Origin of the sequence: Albibacterium bauzanense (assembly GCF_004339765.1) — a bacterium.
Taxonomy (GTDB): domain Bacteria; phylum Bacteroidota; class Bacteroidia; order Sphingobacteriales; family Sphingobacteriaceae; genus Albibacterium; species Albibacterium bauzanense.
The window spans coordinates 847,008-868,895 of record NZ_SMGO01000002.1 but is presented as its reverse complement, the minus strand read 5'-3'; the positions used below and the strand labels follow the sequence as shown (position 1 = coordinate 868,895).

Here is a 21,888-nt window from a genome sequence, read left to right as displayed (position 1 = left end):
AAATGGACCAGAATAGAGTTAGTTTCATAACCATTCCTAAGACCTGGAAGGATTATGAATTGATTGACTGCGGCGGAGGAGAAAAGCTTGAGCGATTTGGAGATCGGATTTTAATCCGCCCCGAACCTGCAGCTGGCTGGCCAAAAACATTGCCAGAAGCAGAATGGATAAAGCAGCATGATATTCGTTTTATCAGCCGTTCAACAACCAAAGGCGAATGGGTAAAAAAATCTAAAAATATTTCGGATGAGTGGTTTATTGGCTATCAGAATAAAGATGTTCATCTTAAATTTCGTTTAGCCCTAACCGCCTTTAAACATGTCGGGATATTCCCCGAACAGGCTGCAAACTGGGATTATATTGCATCCAGCCTTCGCTCTTTTAAAAAAGCACAGCCAAAAGTATTAAATCTTTTTGCCTATACAGGAGGCGCTTCTTTAATTGCAAGAGCTTGTGGGGCAGAAACGACACATGTTGATTCCATTAAACAGGTCATTACCTGGGCAAATGAAAATCAGCAATTGTCAGGGTTAAAAGATATTCGCTGGCTGGTAGAAGATGCATTGAAGTTTGTTAAGCGTGAAATTAAACGAGGAAACACTTATAATGGCATTATTTTAGACCCGCCGGCCTATGGTCATGGTCCGAAAGGCGAAAAATGGAAGCTAGAAAATCAGATTGAAGAAATGATTCATGACGTTGTTAAGCTTTTGGATAAAGAGGAACACTTTTTGATTTTAAACACCTATACATCGGGTTTCTTTTCAAAAAATATAGAAACACTGTTAAGAGAAGCTATGCCACAGATTAAAAACCTGGAAACCGGAGAATTATACCTCCCCGCAGCAACTGGAAAGAAGCTACCTATTAGTGCTTTTGGAAGATTTAAGAAAGCATTATAATACATAATAAGAACAAAGAAATACCGTATATTCCATTTTTGAATAAATATAACCCTCTATGATAAAAAGAAGCCTATTGAAAGCAGCACCTGTATTGTTCTTCTTTCTTGTTCTTTATTCTTCATGCAACTTTAGTAATGGACAGGCTGCTATTGATAGCGCTGAAGCAGATTCGCTTAGCCGGCTAGACTCTATTGAAAAGGCTAAAGAAGAAGCTATCTTAAACAATCCATTTGTGGATTCAAACCTGTATCGTAGTCAGGTTTTAGCACTGGCAAATGGAGATACAACTGGTAAATGGCCCGTTAAAAATCAGCCAATACCTTTAGCCGGAGCTATCCTGCCGGCTAAAAGGATTATAGCTTATTATGGAAATTTGTATTCAACCAGAATGGGTATTCTAGGAGAACATCCACCTGAACTGATGTTAGAGCACCTGGATGCAGAGATTAAAAAATGGAACGAAGCAGATAGCACCACAGAAGCTATTCCGGCATTGCATTATATTGCTGTGGTTGCTCAGGGATCTGAAGGAAAGGATGGCAAATATCGTAACAGGATGCCTGACTCACAGATTGATTCTGTATTAAGCATTGCGAAGATGCGAAATGCGCTTGTTTTCCTGGATATTCAAGTAGCTTTAAGTACTATTGAAGATGAACTGCCAAGACTGGAGAAATACTTAAAACTACCGCATGTTCACTTGGGGATTGATCCTGAGTTTTCAATGAAGGATGGTTCAAAACCGGGTAAAAAAATTGGCTCTTTCAATGCCAGCGATATTAATTTTGCCACTGAATATTTGCAGAAGCTGGTGCAGGACAACAACTTGCCACCGAAGGTATTGGTGGTACACCGTTTTACACAAGGAATGGTAAAGAACTACAGCGATATAAAACTTCGTCCGGAAGTACAATTTGTAATGGATATGGATGGATGGGGACCTCCCGAATTGAAAAAGGGAACCTATCGTCATTTTATTCACAAGGAACCGGTAGAGTTTACAGGTTTTAAATTATTCTACAAGAATGATATTAAAAATCCGCCAAACCGGATGTTAACGCCGGAGGAATTATTAAAGTTAAAACCCATTCCTATCTATATTCAATATCAATAAATTAAAACAAAGTTATATGAAAGCAACATTGGCTGGTGGCTGTTTTTGGTGTACAGAGGCCGTATTTCAACGATTAAAAGGAATTAACACCCTTTTACCCGGATATATGGGTGGCCATACTGAAAACCCGACTTATGAAGAAGTGTGTACTGGTAAAACAGGTCATGCAGAGGTTATTCAAATTGATTATAATGAAGATGAATTGAGTTTCAGAGACCTGCTGGAAGTCTTCTTTAAAACACATGATCCTACTACATTAAACCGACAAGGAAATGATATTGGTACGCAATATCGTTCTGAAATATTTTACCATAATGATTTGCAAAAAGACGAAGCAGAACGTTTTATTGCAGGCTTAACAGCAGAAGGTGTGTTTGATAAACCGATTGTTACAAAGGTGTCTCCGGCAGGAGTATTTTATGAAGCAGAGGATTATCATACAAACTACTTTCTTAGAAACCCGAATCAGCCTTATTGTGTAGCGGTTGTTAAACCTAAAGTGGATAAATTTATAAAGGCCTTCGAGTAAGATCGAAAGCCTTTATAAATTGTATTGTAGAATTTTATTGTAATTCTCTAAAATAGATTTATCTGACCTTTATTATCAATCTCGATTTCATCGGGGTTGGTGATTTCAAGATCTAATTTAGGCGCTATTTTCTTTTCAGGGATTACAGGCGACTCTTCACTATTCTCTGCTGTATTCTTGCTATCTTCTACTATATTCTCTTCAGCAGCTTCTTCATTTGCTATATCTTCTACTTCTGTATCATCATCATTTTGAGAGGAAGGGTTAACGCTAGTTTGAGAGGAAGGCCTAGTGCTAGAAGAATCCACAAGATCTTCCTGATCATCATCTTCTTCTACTGAAAGCAACTCGACCTTTACAATATCATGAGGACTTAAGCGATTACCTTGAGCTTTCATCCCTTTAACATCAATAAATGCAGCTAAATCTTCTTCATAACTTTCCGGGGTTTTAGCTTTGCCTTTGGTAATATCTATCTTTACAACCGGTTTTGAAGCAGCCGTTATTAAGATCATTTTCGAGCCCGGCTCTTCATTTATTAAAGAGGTGCGCCTTCCAATGGCGCTGGGTTCAATCAGGAAACGTTTTACAAAGAAAACACCTGATTTCCCATCGCGATGAACCAGGGTATAAACTTTCTCCGGATCGTATTTTTCAATTCTGGACAGGTCATTATCAAAATGCGTACTTAAATCAAATGATCGTAATTCATAGCTACCATCTTTCAAGAGAATGAGTATTTTATCATCTCCATCGAACTCACCTAAATAAAGTCCTCTGCCATCTACATTTAAACGGCTTAATGTTTCATCAAACCAGATCTTTCTGCCTGAAAGGGTAGAAACACCTTTTGCCTTTAAAGTTATTTTTTTGATTGGATATTTGGTAACAATATTACCTTTGGCTCCCCTACCCTTAATTACTACTTCAGCAAAATCAAGATCAAACTGAAGCTTTCGAAGTTTTGAATGAGGGCGTAACTGGATATTGATTACTTCTGCCTCGCCATTCGGATTGGCAGTAAAATACAACACTTTAGACCCTTTGGCACCACCGGTAAGATCATATTCTTTATCTCTGGTAACACCTAAAACAGAAAAACGTTTAACATAGGAAACACCTGTTTTTCCGTCGCGGTAAATTAGATTATAAACGGTTCTATCATCTCCTTTTCTGAAAACAGCAACATGGATGATTCCTTTACCAACAAAGATTTTATCCTGGATCTTGGTTACTACAAACTGACCATCTTCTCTGAAAACAATGATTTCATCCAGATCAGAGCAATCTCCAATGTATTCATCCTTACGTAATCCGGTTCCAATAAAACCATCAGCACGGTTTGCATAAAACTTGATGTTGGCCAATGCAACCTCAGCTGCGGTAACTTTATCAAAAGTTCTAAGCTCTGTTGTACGCTCTCTGCCTGCACCGTATTTCTCTTTTAATTTTTCAAACCAGGCAATCGCATAGTCTGTTAAATGTTTAAGATGATATTTTACCTGCTTAATTTCATTTTCATATCCCTTCATCTGTTCGTCTGCCTTTTTAACATCGAAACGGGTGATGCTACTCATGGGCTTATCGATAAGCTTCTTATAATCTTCGGGGAGAATGGTTCGATAGAACTGAGGGAAAAATGGTTCAAATAAATTATCTAAAACCGCTACAACGGCCTCAAACTCACCTGCATTTTCATAATCAGGATGCTTATACATCCCCTCTTGAATAAATATCTTTAATAATGAACTGAAGAATATTTTCTCCATTAATTCATTTAATCGTATTTCTAACTCTTGTTTTAAAAGACCCTTTGTAATCTCCGTATTTTCAATAAGCACATCATTAACGCTCATGAAATAAGGCTTATCATTCTTGATTACACAGGTATTAGGAGACACGGATGTCTCGCAATCGGTGAAAGCATACAAAGCATCAATGGTGACATCAGGCGACACACCGGGTGCTAAATGAATGATAATTTCAACATCTTTAGCCGTATTATCTTCGATCTTCTTGATCTTGATCTTACCCTTATCGTTGGCTGCAATAACATTCTCAATAATGCTACCGGTAGTGGTACCATAGGGAATTTCTGTTATGGCAAGGGTTTTACGGTCGCGCTCTTCAATCTTTGCTCTAATCTTAACCCTTCCGCCTCTCATTCCTTCATTATAGGCAGAACAATCTGCCAATCCACCAGTAGGAAAATCGGGCATTAAATTAGGTCGCTCACCCTGCAGGCACTTGATCGATGCATCAATTAACTCATTAAAATTATGAGGCATAATTTTAGTGGCTAAACCTACAGCAATACCTTCTGCACCTTGAGCCAGTAACAAAGGAAATTTAACAGGAAGTGTTACAGGTTCTCTGTTTCTACCATCGTAACTTAACTGCCAAACTGTAGTATCCGGATTAAATACCACGTCGAGTGCGAACTTCGACAAGCGTGCTTCTATATAACGGGGAGCAGCAGCCGAATCGCCGGTAATAGGATCGCCCCAGTTACCTTGTGTATCAATCAGCAGGTTTTTTTGGCCGATCTGCACCATGGCATCACCAATAGAAGCATCACCGTGTGGGTGGTACTTCATGGTATTTCCGATTACATTGGCAGCTTTATTATACCTTCCATCATCTAATTCTTTTAAGGAATGCAGGATTCTACGCTGTACAGGCTTTAGTCCGTCATTGATATAAGGAACCGCCCGATCAAGAATAACATAGGATGCATAATCTAGAAACCAACGTTCATATAAACCTGAAAGTGGGATTACCCTACTGCTTGTTAATTCTTCTTCTTCTCCGCCTTGTAACCCATTATTTTGATCTATCTCTTCACTCATATGTTTCTAATAATGCTTTTAATACCAATTGCTGTAAAAATACAAATGAATTTCCTTTTATGATAAAACATTCTCGATTTCTATTGCATTCATCATATTTATAGTAATTTTAAGGCTCTGAACATATCTTTGATCGTTTAAAAATAAATAATCTAATGAAAAGACTTCCTTTTATTCTTCTAATTGCAGCAACCTCTTTAGTTGCCTGTAACAGTACAGAAAATGAGTTAGACGCAAGCGATCCTGCTGCACTTAATAGCATTAGCGAGGAAAGCTTCGTTAATACAGTTAAAACCTTATCATCTGATGAGTTTGAAGGCAGGATGCCTTTCACTGAAGGGGAAACAAAAACCATCAATTATATAAAAGAACAATTTGAAGGTCTGGGCTTAGAACCGGGCAATGGTGATAGCTTCTTTCAAGAAGTACCGCTTGTAGAAACTAATTCAAGTCCGATGGAGGAATTAGTGCTTAAGGGCACTAATGGAGAGGTGCGGTTCAAGCTTTTAGACGAATTTGTTATGGGTAGCCGGCAGGTTAAAGAGTCTGTTACTGTAAATGATAGTGAGCTTGTATTTGCAGGCTTCGGTATTGTTGCTCCGGAGTATAGCTGGAACGATTATGCAGATTTGGATGTAAAGGGAAAAACGGTTGTAGTCATGGTAAACGACCCTGGGTATTATGATAAGAGCCTTTTTAAAGGAGGAACCATGACTTATTATGGACGCTGGACCTACAAATATGAAGAAGCAGCAAGACAAGGAGCAAGTGGGATAATGATTATCCATGATACAGGAGCTGCTAGCTATGGCTGGAATGTTGTTCGTTCTGGCTGGAGTGGACCGCAAATGAATTTATTAACAGCTGATGATGGTGCATCTTTGGCTGCTTTTGAAGGTTGGCTTAGTGCAGATGCCGCAAAAAGGATGTTTAATTTAGCAGGGGTTGATAGTAATGTTATTGAAGCTGCGAAGAAGCCAGGTTTTAAGGCAGTTGATTTAGGTCTTAAAACAAGTGTGAGTATTAAAAATAAAATTAAGAAAGATATTTCTAATAATGTAATTGGAAAACTAGTGGGTACAAAACGCCCGGATGAAGTGATTATTTATGCTGGTCACTGGGATCATCTTGGGGTAGGCGAATCGCTGGAGGGCGACTCTATTTATAATGGAGCAAATGACAATGCCACTGGGATTGCTGCAATTATAGAAATTGCAAAAGCGTTTAAGCATGCAAGTGTTCCACCAGAGAGGACAATTCTGTTTATTGGGCTTACCGCTGAAGAACAAGGCTTATTAGGTTCAGAATATTATGCTACGAATCCTATTTATCCTTTATCAAAAACGGTTGCTAATATCAATATTGATGCAATGACTGCATCGGGTGCTACAAAGGACATTACAGTTATTGGTTATGGGCAATCTGAATTAGATGCCTATGTTGCAAATGTTGCAAAACTACAGAATCGGACTGTTAATCCTGATCCGCATCCTTCGTCCGGATCTTTCTTCCGATCAGACCATTTTAATTTTGCAAAGGTAGGAGTGCCTGCTTTGTATGCTGGTGGTGGAGTTGATTTTGTTGATACAAGTCAGGAAGCTCAAAATAAAAGGGATCAATTTGAAGGTAGATATCACACGCAAAGAGATGAATACGATGCCTCATATTGGCAATTGGACGGCATTATGAATGATATAAAGTTGTTTTACCAAATTGGCTATACTTTAAGTATGGAAACAAATTTTCCTAAGTGGAAAGAGGGATCAGAGTTTAAAGAAGCTGGAGAGAATAGATAAAGTTCTTTCTCTCTAGCTGTTAATGCAGCTTAATTAAGCGATTGCTTCTTTTGCTAAATCTACATCGAGCTCGACACGCAGATTATTAACAATATGCTTTTGTCGGTCGGGTGTATTCTTACCCATGTAATAGCCTAAGATTTGCTGTATTTTATTGTCTTTTTGCAACATCACCGGCTCTAAACGAATGTCTTTACCAATAAAGAGGCCGAATTCTTCCGGAGAGATTTCACCAAGACCTTTAAATCGGGTTATTTCTGGTTTGGTTCCAAGCTTTTGAATGGCATCCAGTCTTTCTTCTTCGCTATAGCAATAAATGGTTTCTTTTTTATTTCTTACGCGGAATAAAGGAGTTTGTAAAATGGATACATGACCAGCTTTAACCAGGTCTGGAAAGAACTGCAAAAAGAAGGTCATTAGTAGCAAACGAATATGCATACCATCGACATCCGCATCGGTTGCGACCACAATATTATTATATCGCAAGCCATCCAGACCATCTTCTATATTCATAGCATGCTGCAGCAAGTTGAACTCTTCGTTTTCGTATACCACCTTTTTGGTAAGTCCGAATACATTCAAGGGCTTACCTTTTAAGCTAAATACAGCTTGGGTATGAACATCACGCGATTTTGTAATTGATCCACTCGCTGAATCTCCCTCTGTGATAAATAACGTAGTTTCTTGATTACGTTCATGCTTATCGTCGTAATGGATCTTACAATCTCTTAATTTGCGGTTATGAAGTGAAGCCTTTTTGGCACGTTCATTTGCTAGTTTCTTAATGCCGGCAATATCCTTACGCTCGCGCTCTGACTGAAGGATTCTTTTTAACAGCGCATCGGCAGTATCTGGATTTTTATGTAAATAATCATCCAGTGCCTTCTTTACAAAATCATTGATAAATGTCCGAACGGTAGGCCCTTCCGGCCCCATACTTTGAGACCCTAACTTGGTCTTCGTCTGCGACTCAAAAACGGGCTCCTGCACTTTAATAGCGATAGCAGCAATGAACGATGCTCTAACATCTGAAGCATCAAATTCTTTCTTAAAAAATTCGCGTACTGTTTTTACGATCGCTTCTCTGAATGCAGCCTGGTGGGTACCCCCTTGTGTAGTATGCTGGCCATTTACGAATGAATAATATTCTTCACCGTATGATTGACCATGTGTAAGAGCGATCTCTATATCTTCACCTTTTAAATGAATAATAGGATAGCGCATTGCTTCAGCTTCTACATTTCTTTCCAACAGATCACGAAGTCCATTTTCTGAAAAGAATTTTGTGCCATTGAAGTTTATAGTTAGCCCTGAATTAAGGAATACATAATTCCAGATCATGTTTTCTATAAACTCTGTTCTGTATTTATAGTTGCGAAAGATGCTTTCATCAGGAATAAAGGTGATGGCTGTTCCATTTCTTTGTGTAGTCTCTTTTTCCTGATCGGTTAATAATATTCCTTTGCTAAATTCTGCAGTACGGGTTTTTCCGCCCCGATACGATTGAACAATAAATGTATTGGATAAGGCATTTACTGCTTTTGAACCAACACCATTTAAGCCTACTGATTTCTGAAAGGCTTTACTATCGTATTTACCACCTGTGTTTATTTTAGAAACGACATCAACCACACTGCCCAGAGGTATTCCTCTACCATAATCGCGTACGGATACTTTGGATTCGCTGACATTGATGTCAATAGTTTTCCCCGCACCCATTACAAATTCATCGATACAGTTGTCGACAACCTCTTTTAAAAGTACGTAAATACCATCATCGTAAGCTGCACCATCTCCTAATTTTCCAATATACATTCCGGGCCTGAGCCGTATATGTTCTTTCCAATCAAGCGATCGAATACTATCTTCGTTATAATTTGTCATCCTATTATTTATCTTCCAAAATCATCTTGAACTCTTACAATATCATCTTCATCTGATGGATTATTTGGATCAGTATGTTGCCATATCTCCGCCAAAACACTCCAATCTTTGAGACCCACCAAACGATGGCGTTCGCCCTGCTCTAATTTAACTAAATCTCCTGGCGTAAGTTCTTCAATATCTCCTTCAATATCTGTATCGCTGCAAATAACGCCAACCTCTCCCTGATAAACCTGCCATATCTCTGCACGACGGTTATGATATTGCCAAGATAGTCTTTTATGAGGTGCTACAATTAATATTTTCGGGCTTAATTTACCAGAAATCATTAGACTTTTAACGTTAATACCATCAAAGAAGGTATCTGCAAACTGCTGAGCTTGCTCTTCTTCAATTACGAAAAAACCACCCCAAGGGCGTGTATCATCTCTTTGCACAATCGCGAAGCCCTGATGGACTAATATATTCTCAATATCTTTAAACAAATCTTCTTTAGAGGTACTTACCATTATGCTGTTTTTATAGATTACACCTTGCTTTAGGGGTTTTACTAGTTTTTTGTGCTAAGATAATGAGTTATTTTTTCTTATGGCAAAAAGACCGTACTTTTAAAACAAATCCGATTATTTGACTGCTTTTTATAGTCAAAGAGATATTTCCGCATGAGAATTGATATTGAGCCAAATGAAACTTTTTTAAAAGCTGCATCCTTCGTAATTCATACCGACCGACCGATATTCTTAACAGGTAAAGCAGGAACAGGAAAGACAACTTTTCTTAAATATATTCAAAAAAACTGTCCGAAAAAGATGGCGATTGCAGCACCAACCGGTGTGGCTGCAATTAATGCCGGCGGAACAACACTTCATTCTCTTTTTCACTTACCCTTTGGAACTTATTTAAAAGATTATGCCCTTCGGTGGGATGAAAGCGATAATCATATTTACAACCGACATCGTTTACTATCTAAACTAAAGTTTTCTGCAGAAAAGCGAAGCCTTATACAAGAGCTGGATCTGTTAATTATAGATGAAGTTTCGATGCTTCGGGCGGATATGCTGGATGCTATAGATGATATATTAAAATCTGTAAGACGCGATATGCGCCCGTTTGGAGGCTTGCAAGTTTTATTTATTGGCGACCTATATCAATTGCCACCGGTAGTTAAAGCTTCGGAATGGACCTTTATGCAAGAAATTTATCGAAGTCCTTTTTTCTTTGATGCAGTAGTTATGACTGAGCTTCAACTTATTCAAATTGAACTTAAAAAGATCTATCGTCAAAGCGATGATAATTTCATTAACCTATTAAATAGCATTAGAAATAATTGCTGCTCTCATGAGCAGATGTCGCTTTTAAACAGTCACTATCAACCCGATTTCAAATATACCGAGCAAGAATCCTACATTACATTATGCTCACATAATGCGCAGGCAGATCAGATAAATAGAAAAAAGCTTCAAGAGTTACCTGGAAGTACAATTGCTGTAGAGGCTTTGGTTAAAGGAGATTACTCAGAATCAGCCTACCCAACCGAAAACATCCTGCAGTTGAAAAAGGGAGCACAGGTAATGTTTATAAAAAATGACAAGGGTTTAGATCGCCGATTTTACAATGGAAAGATTGGATATATAAAGGCGATAAGCTCTGATAAAAAGATAATTCATGTCAACTTTACCGACGGAAGCCAGGATGTGGAAGTTAGTAAGGAAGAATGGAAAAACATTAAATATAATTACGATACAGCTGAAGATAAAATAAAAGAAGAGACTTTAGGTACGTTTAGCCAATTCCCACTGCGCTTAGCTTGGGCTGTTACAATCCATAAAAGTCAAGGTTTAACCTTTGATCGTGCAATAATTGATGCGGGGGCTGCATTTGCTCCCGGACAAGTGTATGTAGCACTGAGCCGTATAAGAAGCTTGAACGGATTAGTATTAAAATCTCAGATCAATGCTAGTAATATCTTTACCAATAAGGATGTATTAACTTATTCGGAAAACATACTGCCAGAAAACAAATTCGATAGTGTACTCAGAGAATCTCAACAGATTTATCTTATGAATTTATTGTTAGAGACATTTGATTGGAGTGAACTGGTAGAAAGAACAGAGGCAATTATTGAAAATTCAAAAACTAGTAATATAGCTGATAAGGATACGGCATCAGAATTTCTAAAGGTACTCTTAATAGCAATTAACATGCACCAGGAAGTTGCTGATAAATTCAAAACCCAGCTGAGGAAATTAATTACAGATTCTGCCAATATCGATTTTAATCAAATTGAGGATCGTACTCAAAAAGCTGCAGATTGGTTTATTAATAAACTGGAATCACAAACAATTAACCCCTTAGAAAATCACATTAAGCTATGGGCAGCTAAAAAGCGAACAAAGAAATATATAGAAACACTGAAAGCTTTATTAGTAGACAATTACAGAAAGTTAAGTCGGTTAAAAAAGTGCCAAGAAATCAGTGTAGCATTAGCTAAAGACACTGACATCTCAACTATTTTAAATCAGGCAAATGAGTTTCATTCTATTGGTATCACGGTCGACCAATCAGTTGAAAAGGTTACAAAAGCAACCAAAGGAGAAACAAAGAACATTAGTCTTACATTCTTTCAGGAAGGCAAAAGTATTGAGGAGATTGCGAAAATACGTGGATTTACAGAAGGAACTATAATTAATCACTTAGCAAGCTTTATAGGAACCGAAGTTCAAGCAGAACAGCTTATGGATGCCAAAAAGCTTGAAATAATCTTAGATTATATGAGTAAAAACCCTACTCACAAGACCGCCGATATAAAGAATGAATTAGGGTTAGATTACAGCTATACTGATATAAGAATTGCACAGCAAGTGCGATCTAGTGCCCATTCTCCTCTTTAGAAGGATCATTAATTATACCTGTAAACAGAATTAAACCACAATTATTCTCACGAATAAAGAACACAAAAGGGCGGTCAAACTTTAGGGTATGTATCATAGGCATGGAAGTGACCCTTACTCCGACAGATGTAACTGCAGCAGCTTCCGTACCTTCTTCATTTACTTCAATAAAAGCCTTTTGTTTAACCTCATCAACCAGTAAACTCTTTTCTGAGATTCCGGTAAAATCTGCTTTTTCTGTAAATGCAATACCCATTCCTAATTTGCTTAATTCATCATTCAGTTTATTTTGATAGTTAAACTTGAACTTAGGGAAGAATAGATTAGTTTCTGCTTTAACAAACTCACTGTAGATCTCACCCAGCTCATCGCTGTCTTTTAATCCCTTTGCAAAATCATTAGCCGATTGTTCTTTGGAAGGCAGCAATACGAACATACTAAATTGTCCGTCTCCATAAGGTAATTCAATACCTTGTAATTTATCATTATCAATGATATTGAAATCTTTGCTAATATTCATGAAATCAGTATTCAATACGGATCCGTCATTTCTTAAGAAGGGCATTTCGCTTGTTTTTGATGCATCAAATTTCTCTTGCCAACTTCCTTTAAAATAAATGGCATTGATAAGATACATAACCATATCAGGAGATATTTGATCGACAATTGTAGGAATCTTACCTTGTGTACTTTCGCTTACCCAATCGTTAATTATATTAGGAGAATCTGGGGCAGCAAAATCGAGCGCTGCGATTTTTGCATGATAAAAGTTTTCATTTGCTTTTAGGAATGATGATGATACATCAAAGCCTTGATGATACCAGATTGAATTAGCAATTTCTAATTTGGTCTGTGGATCAAGATTGGGAAGTATTTGTATGATCTTTTTATAGTAAGCATTAATTTGTTCTTCAGTAAACCCATCAAATACCAATGCTTTATTTATTGAATCTTTTGTTTGGCCAATAGCTCCATTATTAAGCATTGCTAAAGCGATACTCGCACTAATTGGAGACAATAATACATTATCATTCGGGCTTGCGCTCTCAAGTGCTGTTCGAAAAAGATCAATACTGAACGAATTATCCTGATTAACTTTCCTTTCTTCTATTGGTGTTAATGTTAAGGTCTGTTGTTCATGATTTAAATTAAGGTTTGTATCCTTACAGCCTAATGGGGAAATTAACAATAAGCCAATAATACTTAAGTATAAAACGCTAATAGTATTCATATCAAATTAATTATTTAAAGGAATTTAAGAAAAGACTATGCCAAAGATTCTTAAATGAGTATTTATAATACAATATACTTATAGATAAATTTTAACTCCAAAACCAATACTAATTTATCTATTCGATTCAATTAGTTCATTAGACGAGTCGCAATTTTATGCACTTGTTTTGATAACAATGGGGAAGAATAATTTTCCAGGTTTCTATTAAAAGATGAGATTAGATTAAACACAATCGATTGTGTAAACAATCAGGACAAAATCATTTTGTATAGAAAAAATTCATTCTTTTGGATTTTTGTTCAAGAAAGTATCAGACATGGTTAAAAAAATGCTAATCCAAATACAACTATCTCAGTAGATTTGTTTACCAATAAACTCATTTTCACACTTAATCAAATCTAAATGGAATCAAATCTCTACAAAAAATTCGGTGGGAAGACCTTAAGATTAGCGCTGAAATGCTTCGGCATTCAGCTGATATTCTTGTCTCTCTCAACCGGTTTGTATGCTAGCAATCTAGCAACTGAACTAAGGGTGCGATCAGAAATCGTGCAACAGATCATTACAGGCACCGTTTCTGATGAAAACGGCGAACCTTTACAAGGAGCAAATGTTGTTGAGTCAGGCACTACGAATGGCACGAGTACCGACGCTAATGGTCGATTCTCTTTAACGACTAACAATGCCAACGTTAACCTAACTTTCTCTTATATTGGGTATAAAAGTCAGAGCATTTCTGTTGGGACACAACGTTCAATAAATGTCACTCTAATTGAGGATATAAATACTCTGGAGGAACTTGTGGTTGTAGGTTATGGTACTCAGAAGAAAAAACTGACTACAGGTGCTACGATACAAGTAAAAGGCGAAGATCTGCAAAGACTCAGCACATCAAGTGTAATTGGTGCCCTACAAAGTCAATCACCCGGAGTACAAATTACCCAAAGTTCAGGAATGCCAGGCGAAGGCTTTAAAGTAACAATCCGTGGTTTAGGAACGATTGGGAATTCTTCCCCTTTATATGTTATCGATGGAGTTGCAGGTGGTGATATCAACACATTAAACCCTTCTGACATTGAATCGGTGGATATCTTAAAGGATGCTGCATCCGCTGCTATTTATGGATCCAGAGCCGCTAACGGAGTTGTTTTAGTTACTACTAAACAAGGTAAAGCAGGTAAGTTAGTTCTTTCTTATGATGCTTACGCAGGATTTCAAAATGCTTATAAAATACCTTCTTTACTGAATGCAAAGGAATATATGACCATCATGAACGAGATCCGCTTCAATGAGGGGCAAAGTCCTTACGACTGGGCAAGTATAATTCCAAAGCAATATGAACAGATTGAAGCGGGTACTTGGAATGGTACAAACTGGCTGAAAGAGATTCATAATGATGATGCATTGACACAAAATCACGCTTTTAATTTAAGCGGAGGAAACGAGCAATCAAAATTCTCTCTGGGTTACTCTTTGTCGGATCAGGAGGGAATCTTCGGTAAACCGGTTGAGCCTAAGTTTACAAGAAATAACTTCCGGATAAACTCTGACCACATTCTTTTAAAGAATGATGAGTTTGATATTATTAAAATCGGTGAAAACCTAACTTATTCTTATAGTGAGAAGTCGGGTATCGGGATAGGTAACTTGTATTGGAATGATATTCATAATATGTTGGTAGGAAACCCGCTTCTTCCGGTATATAATGAGAATGGTGGTTACTATGACCTGGCAAGTAAAACGGCTGATGGCTGGGCACTTGATGGAGCAACAGCAAACCCTGTTGCAAGCATGGATTATAGCCGTGGTCAGAACTTAAGTAAGAATCACTCGCTGCTTGCAAATGCTTATCTGGAAGTTCAACCAATTAAAGATTTAAGGTTCCGCAGTAGTTTTGGATATAAAATGGGTGCATCATCATATAGACAATACACGCCAACCTTTGCTTTATCAACAACCTCTTCTAATGCTGAAGATGACGTTACTCAAAATCAAGGAAGCGGTTACAGTTACACCTTTGAAAATACTTTGTCTTATTTGTGGTCTATTAATGATTTACACAATTTTGACGCATTAGCTGGGGTGTCTATGGAAACATGGGGTATGGGTGGAGATTTAAATGTAACTAATTCAGGTTCTCTATTTCCAGGTTCTTGGAAAAATGCATGGATAACTAACACACCAACTATTTCTGGTACCAATACAATTATAGGTGGAGCTCCATGGGGAGAAGGAGGTCTTTCTTCCTACTTTGGCAGGTTAAATTATAATTATAATGAGACCTATATGGCTACCTTAATTATGCGGGCAGATGGATCTTCTAATTTCGCAAAAGGAAACCGTTGGGGTTATTTCCCTTCAGCTGCTATAGGCTGGGTAGTAACCAATGAATCCTTTATGGAGGGTTCGAGCAATTGGATGGACTTCCTAAAATTAAGAGCCAGCTGGGGACAGAATGGTAACGCAAGTATAGACCCTTTCCAATATTTAGCTACTATTTCTTTTGATACAGGAAATGGCTATTATTTCGGAAACAATAAAAATAGTTTATTAACGGGTGCTTATGCAGACATTTTGCCAAATCCAGATATTACCTGGGAAACTTCTGAGCAGTTGAATATAGGTTTGGATTCAAGGTTTGCAATGAATCGTTTAGGAGTTACGCTAGATTGGTATAAAAAAACAACAAAAGACTGGTTAGTACAGGCTCCTGTATTGGCATCTTATGGGACAGCTGCTCCATTCATCAATGGCGGTGATATTGAAAACACAGGCTTTGAAGTTGGTTTGACCTGGAACGAAACTCGAAACGATTTTCGATATGGAATTAGCTTAAATGGTGCATATAACAAAAATAAAGTAACCCGGATTGCAAATGCAGAAGGAATTATTCATGGTCCTGAAAATGTGCTTAGTCAAGGAACTACTGAAATGTACCGTGCACAAGTAGGTTACCCTATTGGCTATTTCTATGGGTACGAAACAGCGGGCATTTTCCAGACTGAAGAAGAGATTGTCGATTATAGAAATAGAGGACTAGGTGTATTAGCAAGTGCTCAACCTGGAGATGTTATTTTTGTTGACCGAAACGGTGATGGTGCTATTTCGAATGATGATAAGACCATGATTGGCAATCCTCACCCTGATATTACTGGTGGATTAAACCTTAACTTCGGGTACAAAGGATTGGATCTTTCGATCACTGCAACAGGTGCATTTGGACAACAGATCGCAAAATCATATCGTTCTTTTGCAGATAGTCCTCTTCAGAATTACACAACTGATGTGTTTGAGAGATGGCATGGTGAGGGAACCTCTAATCGCTTCCCACGCTTAACTATGGGAAGCCATACCAATAGTCAATATATCTCAGATATCTATATTGAAAATGGCGATTATGTAAAACTTCAGAATATCACATTGGGATATGACTTGAAGTCCTGGTTACCGAAAATGCCTTTTGGACAGGCAAGGATATATGTTACAGGTCAAAACTTGTTTACCATAACTGGATATTCTGGTATGGATCCAGAAATTGGGTATGGTAATGATCAGTCTTGGGTTTCAGGAATCGATTTAGGATTCTATCCTACCCCAAGAACTTATCTGATTGGTTTAAATCTTACATTCTAATACGAAGACAATGAAAAAAATTATAAGTTTAGTAGCGCTGGTCATCTTTTTTTCTGCTTGCGAAAAAAACCTGGACTCAGAAAACTATACCAAGAAAAACACGGGAAATTTTCCTACAACTGTGGCTGATGCAAATCAGACTATCATCGGAATTTATTCTACTTTAAGTGCTGCCATTTCGAACTCTCAGAATACTAGTTTCTATATGGCTGAACTTGCTTCAGACGATCGCTTTGGTGGCGGTGGAGAAAATGACAAGGATATGCAAGGATTGGATCATCTCATGAACACAAAAAGCAGTCGTTTTGAGTCATTCTGGACAGCCCGCTATCAGGGAATATATAGAGCAAACACGGCACTTGAAAACTTAGATAAAGTAACCGGTTGGGAGAGTGATGCTCAAAAAAACCAGTTATTAGGAGAAGCTTATTTCTTAAGGGCCTTATTTTATTTTGAACTTTCAGAGATGTTTGGTGAAGTTCCTCTAGTTATTTCAACAACAGCAGCAAACTTACCTAAGTCTCCTGCAGAGGAAACCTATGCACAGATTGCATATGACCTAAACCAGGCAATTACACTCATGCCTTCTACTCCATATACCAGCATAGCATCTGGTCATGCTACTAAATGGGCTGCTCAGGCATTGATGGCCCGAGTATTTTTATTCTATACAGGCTATTATAATAAAACAGAATTGCCCGTAGCAAACGATGGCGGTTCTATAACTAAAACTCAGGTAATTACCTGGATAGATGACTGTATAAATAACAGCGGACATGGTTTGGTTGATGACTTCCGCAACCTTTGGCCGTACACCAATGAATTTACGGCAAAAGATTATGAATATGTTCAAGATAATGGATTGCAATGGGTTGGAGATGGTAATAAAGAAACGGTATTTGCTGTAAAATTTGGTACTTCTGTAGACTGGGGTGCTAACTTCCAATTGGGATATGCCAATCAATACGACCTACATTTTGGTTTGAGATCAAATAATGGCTTAGCTGATACTTTCCCATTTGGTCAAGGCTGGGGAGCTGGTCCGGTGAATAGTGAATTATGGAATGAATGGAAACAACGTGAGCCCAATGATATCAGACGCACAGGATCTATTATGAATGCTGAAACCGATGTAGAAAACTACATCTATGGTGCTGATTCCCAAATGGAAGAAACAGGTTTCTGGCAAAAAAAGTACATCCCTATTACAGCTTACAATGATGCAGGGACTTTAGTTCCATCTTATGCTATTTTGAAAGATGCAGCTCCTGCTGATATGCAGCTTGCCCATACTCAAGACTTAGTATTAATCCGCTTTTCAGATGTATTATTAATGCAATCGGAATTGAAAGAAGATCCTAGTGGCTTGAACAAAGTGCGTGGACGTGTGGATCTTCCACCTGTACCTTACTCATTGACAGCTTTAAAAAGAGAGCGTCGTTGGGAATTAGCGTTTGAAGGACTACGTTATTTTGATTTAATGCGCTGGGGTGATGCGGCCAATGCTTTGGCGGCACAAGAAGGTGTTGCCATTAAAAACAAAGGGATAGATACTCAAATGAAGGGTTTTGGTGGAGGTTACAAGGCCAGATACGAAGCTACAGGAGGGTTTTGGCCTATTCCTGAATCCCAGATTCTTTTATCTGAAGGCGTATTGGTTCAAAATGCGGGATGGGGAACTCCAGCCGCTGAATTCACAGGATGGTAAATATTAAATTAGATATTATGAAACGAATTACTGCATATATAATGATCCTGCTTTCAACTATCGCACTAGTGAGTTGTGAGGCAGTTGAAGACAGGTTAGATATTGGAGGTTTTATTAGCGCAGAACAGCTTGACATTACAGCAACCCCAGTAATTGTTGATGGAAAAGCCACTAATAAAATAATCCTGAATAATTCAAGCCCGGTTCTATCTTCCTGGGATTTCGGCACAGGTAAAACTCAAAGAAAAACAGATACCGTTCTTATGGTTGTTGAAGGAGAAAGTGAAATTATCTTCACTGGTAGAAACCCTGATGGATCTGAGATTAGTAAAACCTTAACTGTGAATGTTGAGGATATGTATTTCCCTGTACCACCAGAATGGGGCTTTTTAACCGCCGGTTCTGAGAAAGAATGGGAATGGGATGATACAGCACCATCCGTCTGGGGGAATGGAGGTTATTTAGGAAATATGGCACCTGCATGGTGGACGCTACAGATAGCAGATATCAATGGTCAATCTGCAAAAGAAGGTGCAGGAGCGAAGATGGTTTTCTCATTGAGAGGAGCAAAATTCGCCAAAGTAAAGTCTGATGGAACAACAGAAACCGGTACATTTTCATTTAATATGAATAACAAAACCATGGATGAAAGTGGAGCAGTATGGGCAAAAGGAAAACTAACTTTAAAGGGAACTACTGTCTTGAATGGTATATCACCAAACGAAGGAGGTGCCAAGGTTTATGAGTATGATATTCTGGCATTAGACGATGAACATATGGTATTAAGCCATCCTGAGCCGGGTGCATCGGCTTGGGGAACAGCATGGTTCTGGGTGTTTAAAGCCGCCGATTAAAGCTCCATGCTAAATAAGAGGCTGTATTAGCAACAAATTAATATACCTCTTATTTGAAAACTCTTATAAATTGATTAATCTCAATAAAAACAGAAAACCTGCAATCCTATAGATTGCAGGTTTCTGTTTTTATTACTTATAGTTAGTTGACTTTAATTTGATTTTGTAATATCTCTAAACAGGCTCTACTATTATGATAAGGGCATTTCCACATTCCTACTTTGTCTTCATTCTGAAGAAGGTTACCATTTTCATCTCTTCCCCAAAACCACTCTCCTTTATCAGGATCTCTTATTTCCTTATTTACGTAATTCCATATACGATCAGCGAATTGAAAATATTGTCGATTTTTTGTGCGTAAACCCATATAATGAAACCCAACCATAGCTTCAGCCTGAACCCAACAATGACGCTCTTTATTAATCTTATCATTTTCCTTTTCATTCGCTAAACTCCCATCAGACAATAGCCCATGAACTGTTATTAAAGCTAAGGCATTGCACGCTTCAATAAGGTGTTGTGGTATACCTTTTCCATACACCAATTCAGCAGCTTTCATTAATAGCCAGGAGGCTTCTATATCATGACCATAAGATTGAATGGAAGAAAGTGATTTCCAATTTTTAGTAAAAAACAACTGTAGATGTTTACTCTCTGAACAAATTATCTTCGTTGTAAAAATATCCAATAACTTCTTAATACAGCCTCCTACCTTTTTATCTTTTTTTATTGCATATAAATTAGTGTAGGCCTCTAATATATGAAGATGTGTGTTCATAGTTTTTATAGCATTTATATCTTTATCGCTTAAACGCATATCTTTTATTGGCTGCCAATTTTGACTCAATGCTTCTAAATATCCACCTTCCTCTATGTCATAACTATACTCTTCTATTAAATCAACCAAGGCAAAAGCTTCATTAATTACCTTTTGCCTTGGTTCAATTTTATATAATTCCGCCAATGCATAAATTACAAAAGCTTGCGCATAAATTTGTTTTCTTGTTTGTAAGGGTTCACCATTAGGCAGAATAGACCAATAGATACCTCCTGCTTCTTTATCAAAAAAACCATCTTCTATTACTTTATAGGCCTGGAGAGCACGCTCCTTATATATTGGTTTTTTGGTATAAGCGTATCCCGCAGAAAAGGACCATAGAATTCGAGCATATAATACTGCTCCTAAAGGAGCTTCCGGATAAGCATTCCCTGAATTATCAATACGCCCAAAAAACAATTTTCTTTGTTTATCATAAACAATATTTGACCAATAATCCAGAATATTATTTAACTCTTTGCTCAGTACTTCTTCATTCATAGTAATCTATATTCTTGGCGATAAGATCCTTGATTCTCTCAACAGAAAGAGCCGAATAATAACCGTCTGAAGGTGTGTTTTTAACATAATCGAGCAATTGATCTACAGAAGTAAGAGCAACATGCATTCTGGTATCTGATGAGGCATAATAAATAAATACACTTCCTTCTTCGTCCTTAATCCAACCATTTGTAAAAACAACATTCCCAACATCACCTACAAATTCGTCACCTGCAGGCGCTAAAAAGTATCCAGCAGGTTGATAAATAACCTTTGTTAAATCTTCCAGGCTTGTCATAAATAAATACAATACATAACGCAACCCTGCAGCAGTATTTCGCACACCATGAGCTAAATGCAACCAACCTTCCTGAGTTTTTAATGGAGTCGGACCTTGTCCATTCTTTGCTTCGTAAACCGTATGGTACTTCTTTGCATGAATAATCTTCTCATCAATTATAACCGCATTCATTATATCTTTTGTTAAACCAAAAGCAATTCCTCCACCTTTTCCTGCCTCAATAAAATTATCTTGAGGACGGGTATAGAAACCATACATTCCATTTACAAATTCGGGATGTAAAACAACGTTTCGCTGCTGTGGAGAATTGGTAATTAAATCCGGTAATCGCTCCCATACCTCCAAATCTTTAGAACGAATAATACCACATTGAGCAATTGCTGCTGATTGATTTCCAATTGGTGCAGACTCATCTCTTCTTTCTGTACAAAACACTCCATATATCCATCCATCCTCATGTGCAGTAAGCCGGATATCATATACATTTACATCAGGATCACTTAGCTGAGGCAGAGAAACAGGTTCTTTACGAAATCTGAAATTATCAATACCATTCTCACTCTCCGCAAGTGCAAAAAAAGATTTACGATCAACCCCTTCCACTCGCACCATTAGTACGTATTTATTCTTCCATTTAATGGCTCCAGCATTAAAAGTTGCATTAACACTGATGCGCTCCATAAAAAAAGGATTAGACTTTTCATAAAAGTCATAACGCCATTCTAATGGAACATGCTTTGCTGTTAAAACAGGATTTACAAATCTAATATATACACCATTTCCAGGTAAAACCGGATGGTTTTCCATTTCTATCAAAGCATTATATTCTTTTATTATTGCTTCTTTTCTTCGTTCAAACACTTTAATCATAT

The 21,888-nt window shown here is 37.7% G+C and carries 14 protein-coding genes; 8 read left to right on the top strand and 6 right to left on the bottom strand.

Translation table 11 applies throughout. The annotated features are described in order from the left end of the window. Positions 1–2: 2 nt before the first annotated feature. From C8N28_RS09705 to msrA, 3 genes are read left to right on the top strand one after another with little or no spacing between them, the layout of a single operon-like run. Positions 3–902, top strand: a complete 900-nt coding sequence (locus C8N28_RS09705; protein ID WP_132224287.1) for a class I SAM-dependent methyltransferase — start codon at positions 3–5, stop codon at positions 900–902. Positions 903–960: 58 nt separating this feature from the next. Then, positions 961–2,019 (top strand): hypothetical protein, encoded by a 1,059-nt coding sequence (locus C8N28_RS09700; protein ID WP_132224285.1) that lies wholly within the window; start codon positions 961–963, stop codon positions 2,017–2,019. Between the two features lie 16 nt (positions 2,020–2,035). After that, positions 2,036–2,548: a peptide-methionine (S)-S-oxide reductase MsrA gene (gene msrA / locus C8N28_RS09695; protein ID WP_132224283.1), complete on the top strand. Its 513-nt coding sequence runs from the start codon at positions 2,036–2,038 to the stop codon at positions 2,546–2,548. 47 nt (positions 2,549–2,595) lie between these two features. Here the strand turns inward: msrA and C8N28_RS09690 are convergent, their stop codons facing one another. Then, complete coding sequence (locus C8N28_RS09690) at positions 2,596–5,397, bottom strand: DNA gyrase/topoisomerase IV subunit A (RefSeq protein ID WP_132224281.1); 2,802 nt, start codon at positions 5,395–5,397, stop codon at positions 2,596–2,598. A 155-nt stretch (positions 5,398–5,552) separates the two neighbouring features. Here C8N28_RS09690 and C8N28_RS09685 point away from each other — a divergent pair, with 155 nt between their 5' ends. Then, positions 5,553–7,193, top strand: a complete 1,641-nt coding sequence (locus C8N28_RS09685) for a M28 family metallopeptidase (RefSeq protein WP_132224279.1) — start codon at positions 5,553–5,555, stop codon at positions 7,191–7,193. A 33-nt stretch (positions 7,194–7,226) separates the two neighbouring features. On the opposite strand, the gene C8N28_RS09680 is transcribed toward C8N28_RS09685, so the two are convergent. Both C8N28_RS09680 and C8N28_RS09675 read right to left on the bottom strand, forming a co-directional pair. Beyond that, entirely contained in the window at positions 7,227–9,077 is a 1,851-nt protein-coding gene (locus tag C8N28_RS09680; RefSeq protein WP_132224278.1) for a DNA topoisomerase IV subunit B, read from the bottom strand. Between the two features lie 8 nt (positions 9,078–9,085). Beyond that, positions 9,086–9,586, bottom strand: a complete 501-nt coding sequence (locus tag C8N28_RS09675) for a cupin domain-containing protein (protein WP_132224276.1) — start codon at positions 9,584–9,586, stop codon at positions 9,086–9,088. Between the two features lie 153 nt (positions 9,587–9,739). On the opposite strand from C8N28_RS09675, the gene C8N28_RS09670 reads away from it, so the two are divergent. Then, positions 9,740–11,968, top strand: coding sequence for a helix-turn-helix domain-containing protein (locus C8N28_RS09670; RefSeq protein WP_132224274.1), 2,229 nt, complete (start codon positions 9,740–9,742; stop codon positions 11,966–11,968). On the opposite strand, the gene C8N28_RS09665 is transcribed toward C8N28_RS09670, so the two are convergent. Continuing rightward, the gene (locus tag C8N28_RS09665) at positions 11,946–13,199 is read right to left on the bottom strand and encodes a serpin family protein (RefSeq protein WP_132224272.1); all 1,254 of its coding nucleotides are present in this window, start codon (positions 13,197–13,199) and stop codon (positions 11,946–11,948) included. The genes C8N28_RS09670 and C8N28_RS09665 overlap by 23 nt on opposite strands. 405 nt (positions 13,200–13,604) lie before the next feature. Between C8N28_RS09665 and C8N28_RS09660 the strand changes: the two genes are divergently transcribed. The 3 genes from C8N28_RS09660 to C8N28_RS09650 are packed head-to-tail and all read left to right on the top strand — an operon-like array spanning position 13,605 to position 19,397. Continuing rightward, on the top strand, positions 13,605–16,835 hold the full coding sequence (locus C8N28_RS09660; protein ID WP_132224270.1) for a SusC/RagA family TonB-linked outer membrane protein: 3,231 nt from the start codon (positions 13,605–13,607) through the stop codon (positions 16,833–16,835). 10 nt (positions 16,836–16,845) lie between these two features. After that, positions 16,846–18,543, top strand: a complete 1,698-nt coding sequence (locus C8N28_RS09655; RefSeq protein ID WP_132224268.1) for a RagB/SusD family nutrient uptake outer membrane protein — start codon at positions 16,846–16,848, stop codon at positions 18,541–18,543. Between the two features lie 17 nt (positions 18,544–18,560). Continuing rightward, positions 18,561–19,397 carry a hypothetical protein gene (locus C8N28_RS09650; RefSeq protein ID WP_132224266.1) on the top strand — a complete coding sequence of 279 codons (837 nt, stop codon included), beginning with the start codon at positions 18,561–18,563 and terminating at the stop codon, positions 19,395–19,397. 142 nt (positions 19,398–19,539) lie between these two features. Here the strand turns inward: C8N28_RS09650 and C8N28_RS09645 are convergent, their stop codons facing one another. Both C8N28_RS09645 and C8N28_RS09640 read right to left on the bottom strand, forming a co-directional pair. Beyond that, on the bottom strand, positions 19,540–20,715 hold the full coding sequence (locus tag C8N28_RS09645; protein WP_132224264.1) for an AGE family epimerase/isomerase: 1,176 nt from the start codon (positions 20,713–20,715) through the stop codon (positions 19,540–19,542). Further along, positions 20,708–21,886 carry a glycoside hydrolase family 130 protein gene (locus C8N28_RS09640; protein ID WP_132224262.1) on the bottom strand — a complete coding sequence of 393 codons (1,179 nt, stop codon included), beginning with the start codon at positions 21,884–21,886 and terminating at the stop codon, positions 20,708–20,710. The genes C8N28_RS09645 and C8N28_RS09640 overlap by 8 nt, the downstream gene beginning before the upstream one ends. Positions 21,887–21,888 lie beyond the last annotated feature (2 nt).

Coding starts and splice junctions, on each gene's coding strand:
- C8N28_RS09645 (WP_132224264.1), bottom strand. CDS start 20,715: ATGAATGAAGAAGTACTGAGCAAAGAGTTAAATAATATTCTGGATTAT.
- msrA (WP_132224283.1), top strand. CDS start 2,036: ATGAAAGCAACATTGGCTGGTGGCTGTTTTTGGTGTACAGAGGCCGTA.
- C8N28_RS09670 (WP_132224274.1), top strand. CDS start 9,740: ATGAGAATTGATATTGAGCCAAATGAAACTTTTTTAAAAGCTGCATCC.
- C8N28_RS09650 (WP_132224266.1), top strand. CDS start 18,561: ATGAAACGAATTACTGCATATATAATGATCCTGCTTTCAACTATCGCA.
- C8N28_RS09700 (WP_132224285.1), top strand. CDS start 961: ATGATAAAAAGAAGCCTATTGAAAGCAGCACCTGTATTGTTCTTCTTT.
- C8N28_RS09660 (WP_132224270.1), top strand. CDS start 13,605: ATGGAATCAAATCTCTACAAAAAATTCGGTGGGAAGACCTTAAGATTA.
- C8N28_RS09675 (WP_132224276.1), bottom strand. CDS start 9,586: ATGGTAAGTACCTCTAAAGAAGATTTGTTTAAAGATATTGAGAATATA.
- C8N28_RS09655 (WP_132224268.1), top strand. CDS start 16,846: ATGAAAAAAATTATAAGTTTAGTAGCGCTGGTCATCTTTTTTTCTGCT.
- C8N28_RS09690 (WP_132224281.1), bottom strand. CDS start 5,397: ATGAGTGAAGAGATAGATCAAAATAATGGGTTACAAGGCGGAGAAGAA.
- C8N28_RS09640 (WP_132224262.1), bottom strand. CDS start 21,886: ATGATTAAAGTGTTTGAACGAAGAAAAGAAGCAATAATAAAAGAATAT.
- C8N28_RS09685 (WP_132224279.1), top strand. CDS start 5,553: ATGAAAAGACTTCCTTTTATTCTTCTAATTGCAGCAACCTCTTTAGTT.
- C8N28_RS09680 (WP_132224278.1), bottom strand. CDS start 9,077: ATGACAAATTATAACGAAGATAGTATTCGATCGCTTGATTGGAAAGAA.
- C8N28_RS09665 (WP_132224272.1), bottom strand. CDS start 13,199: ATGAATACTATTAGCGTTTTATACTTAAGTATTATTGGCTTATTGTTA.
- C8N28_RS09705 (WP_132224287.1), top strand. CDS start 3: ATGGACCAGAATAGAGTTAGTTTCATAACCATTCCTAAGACCTGGAAG.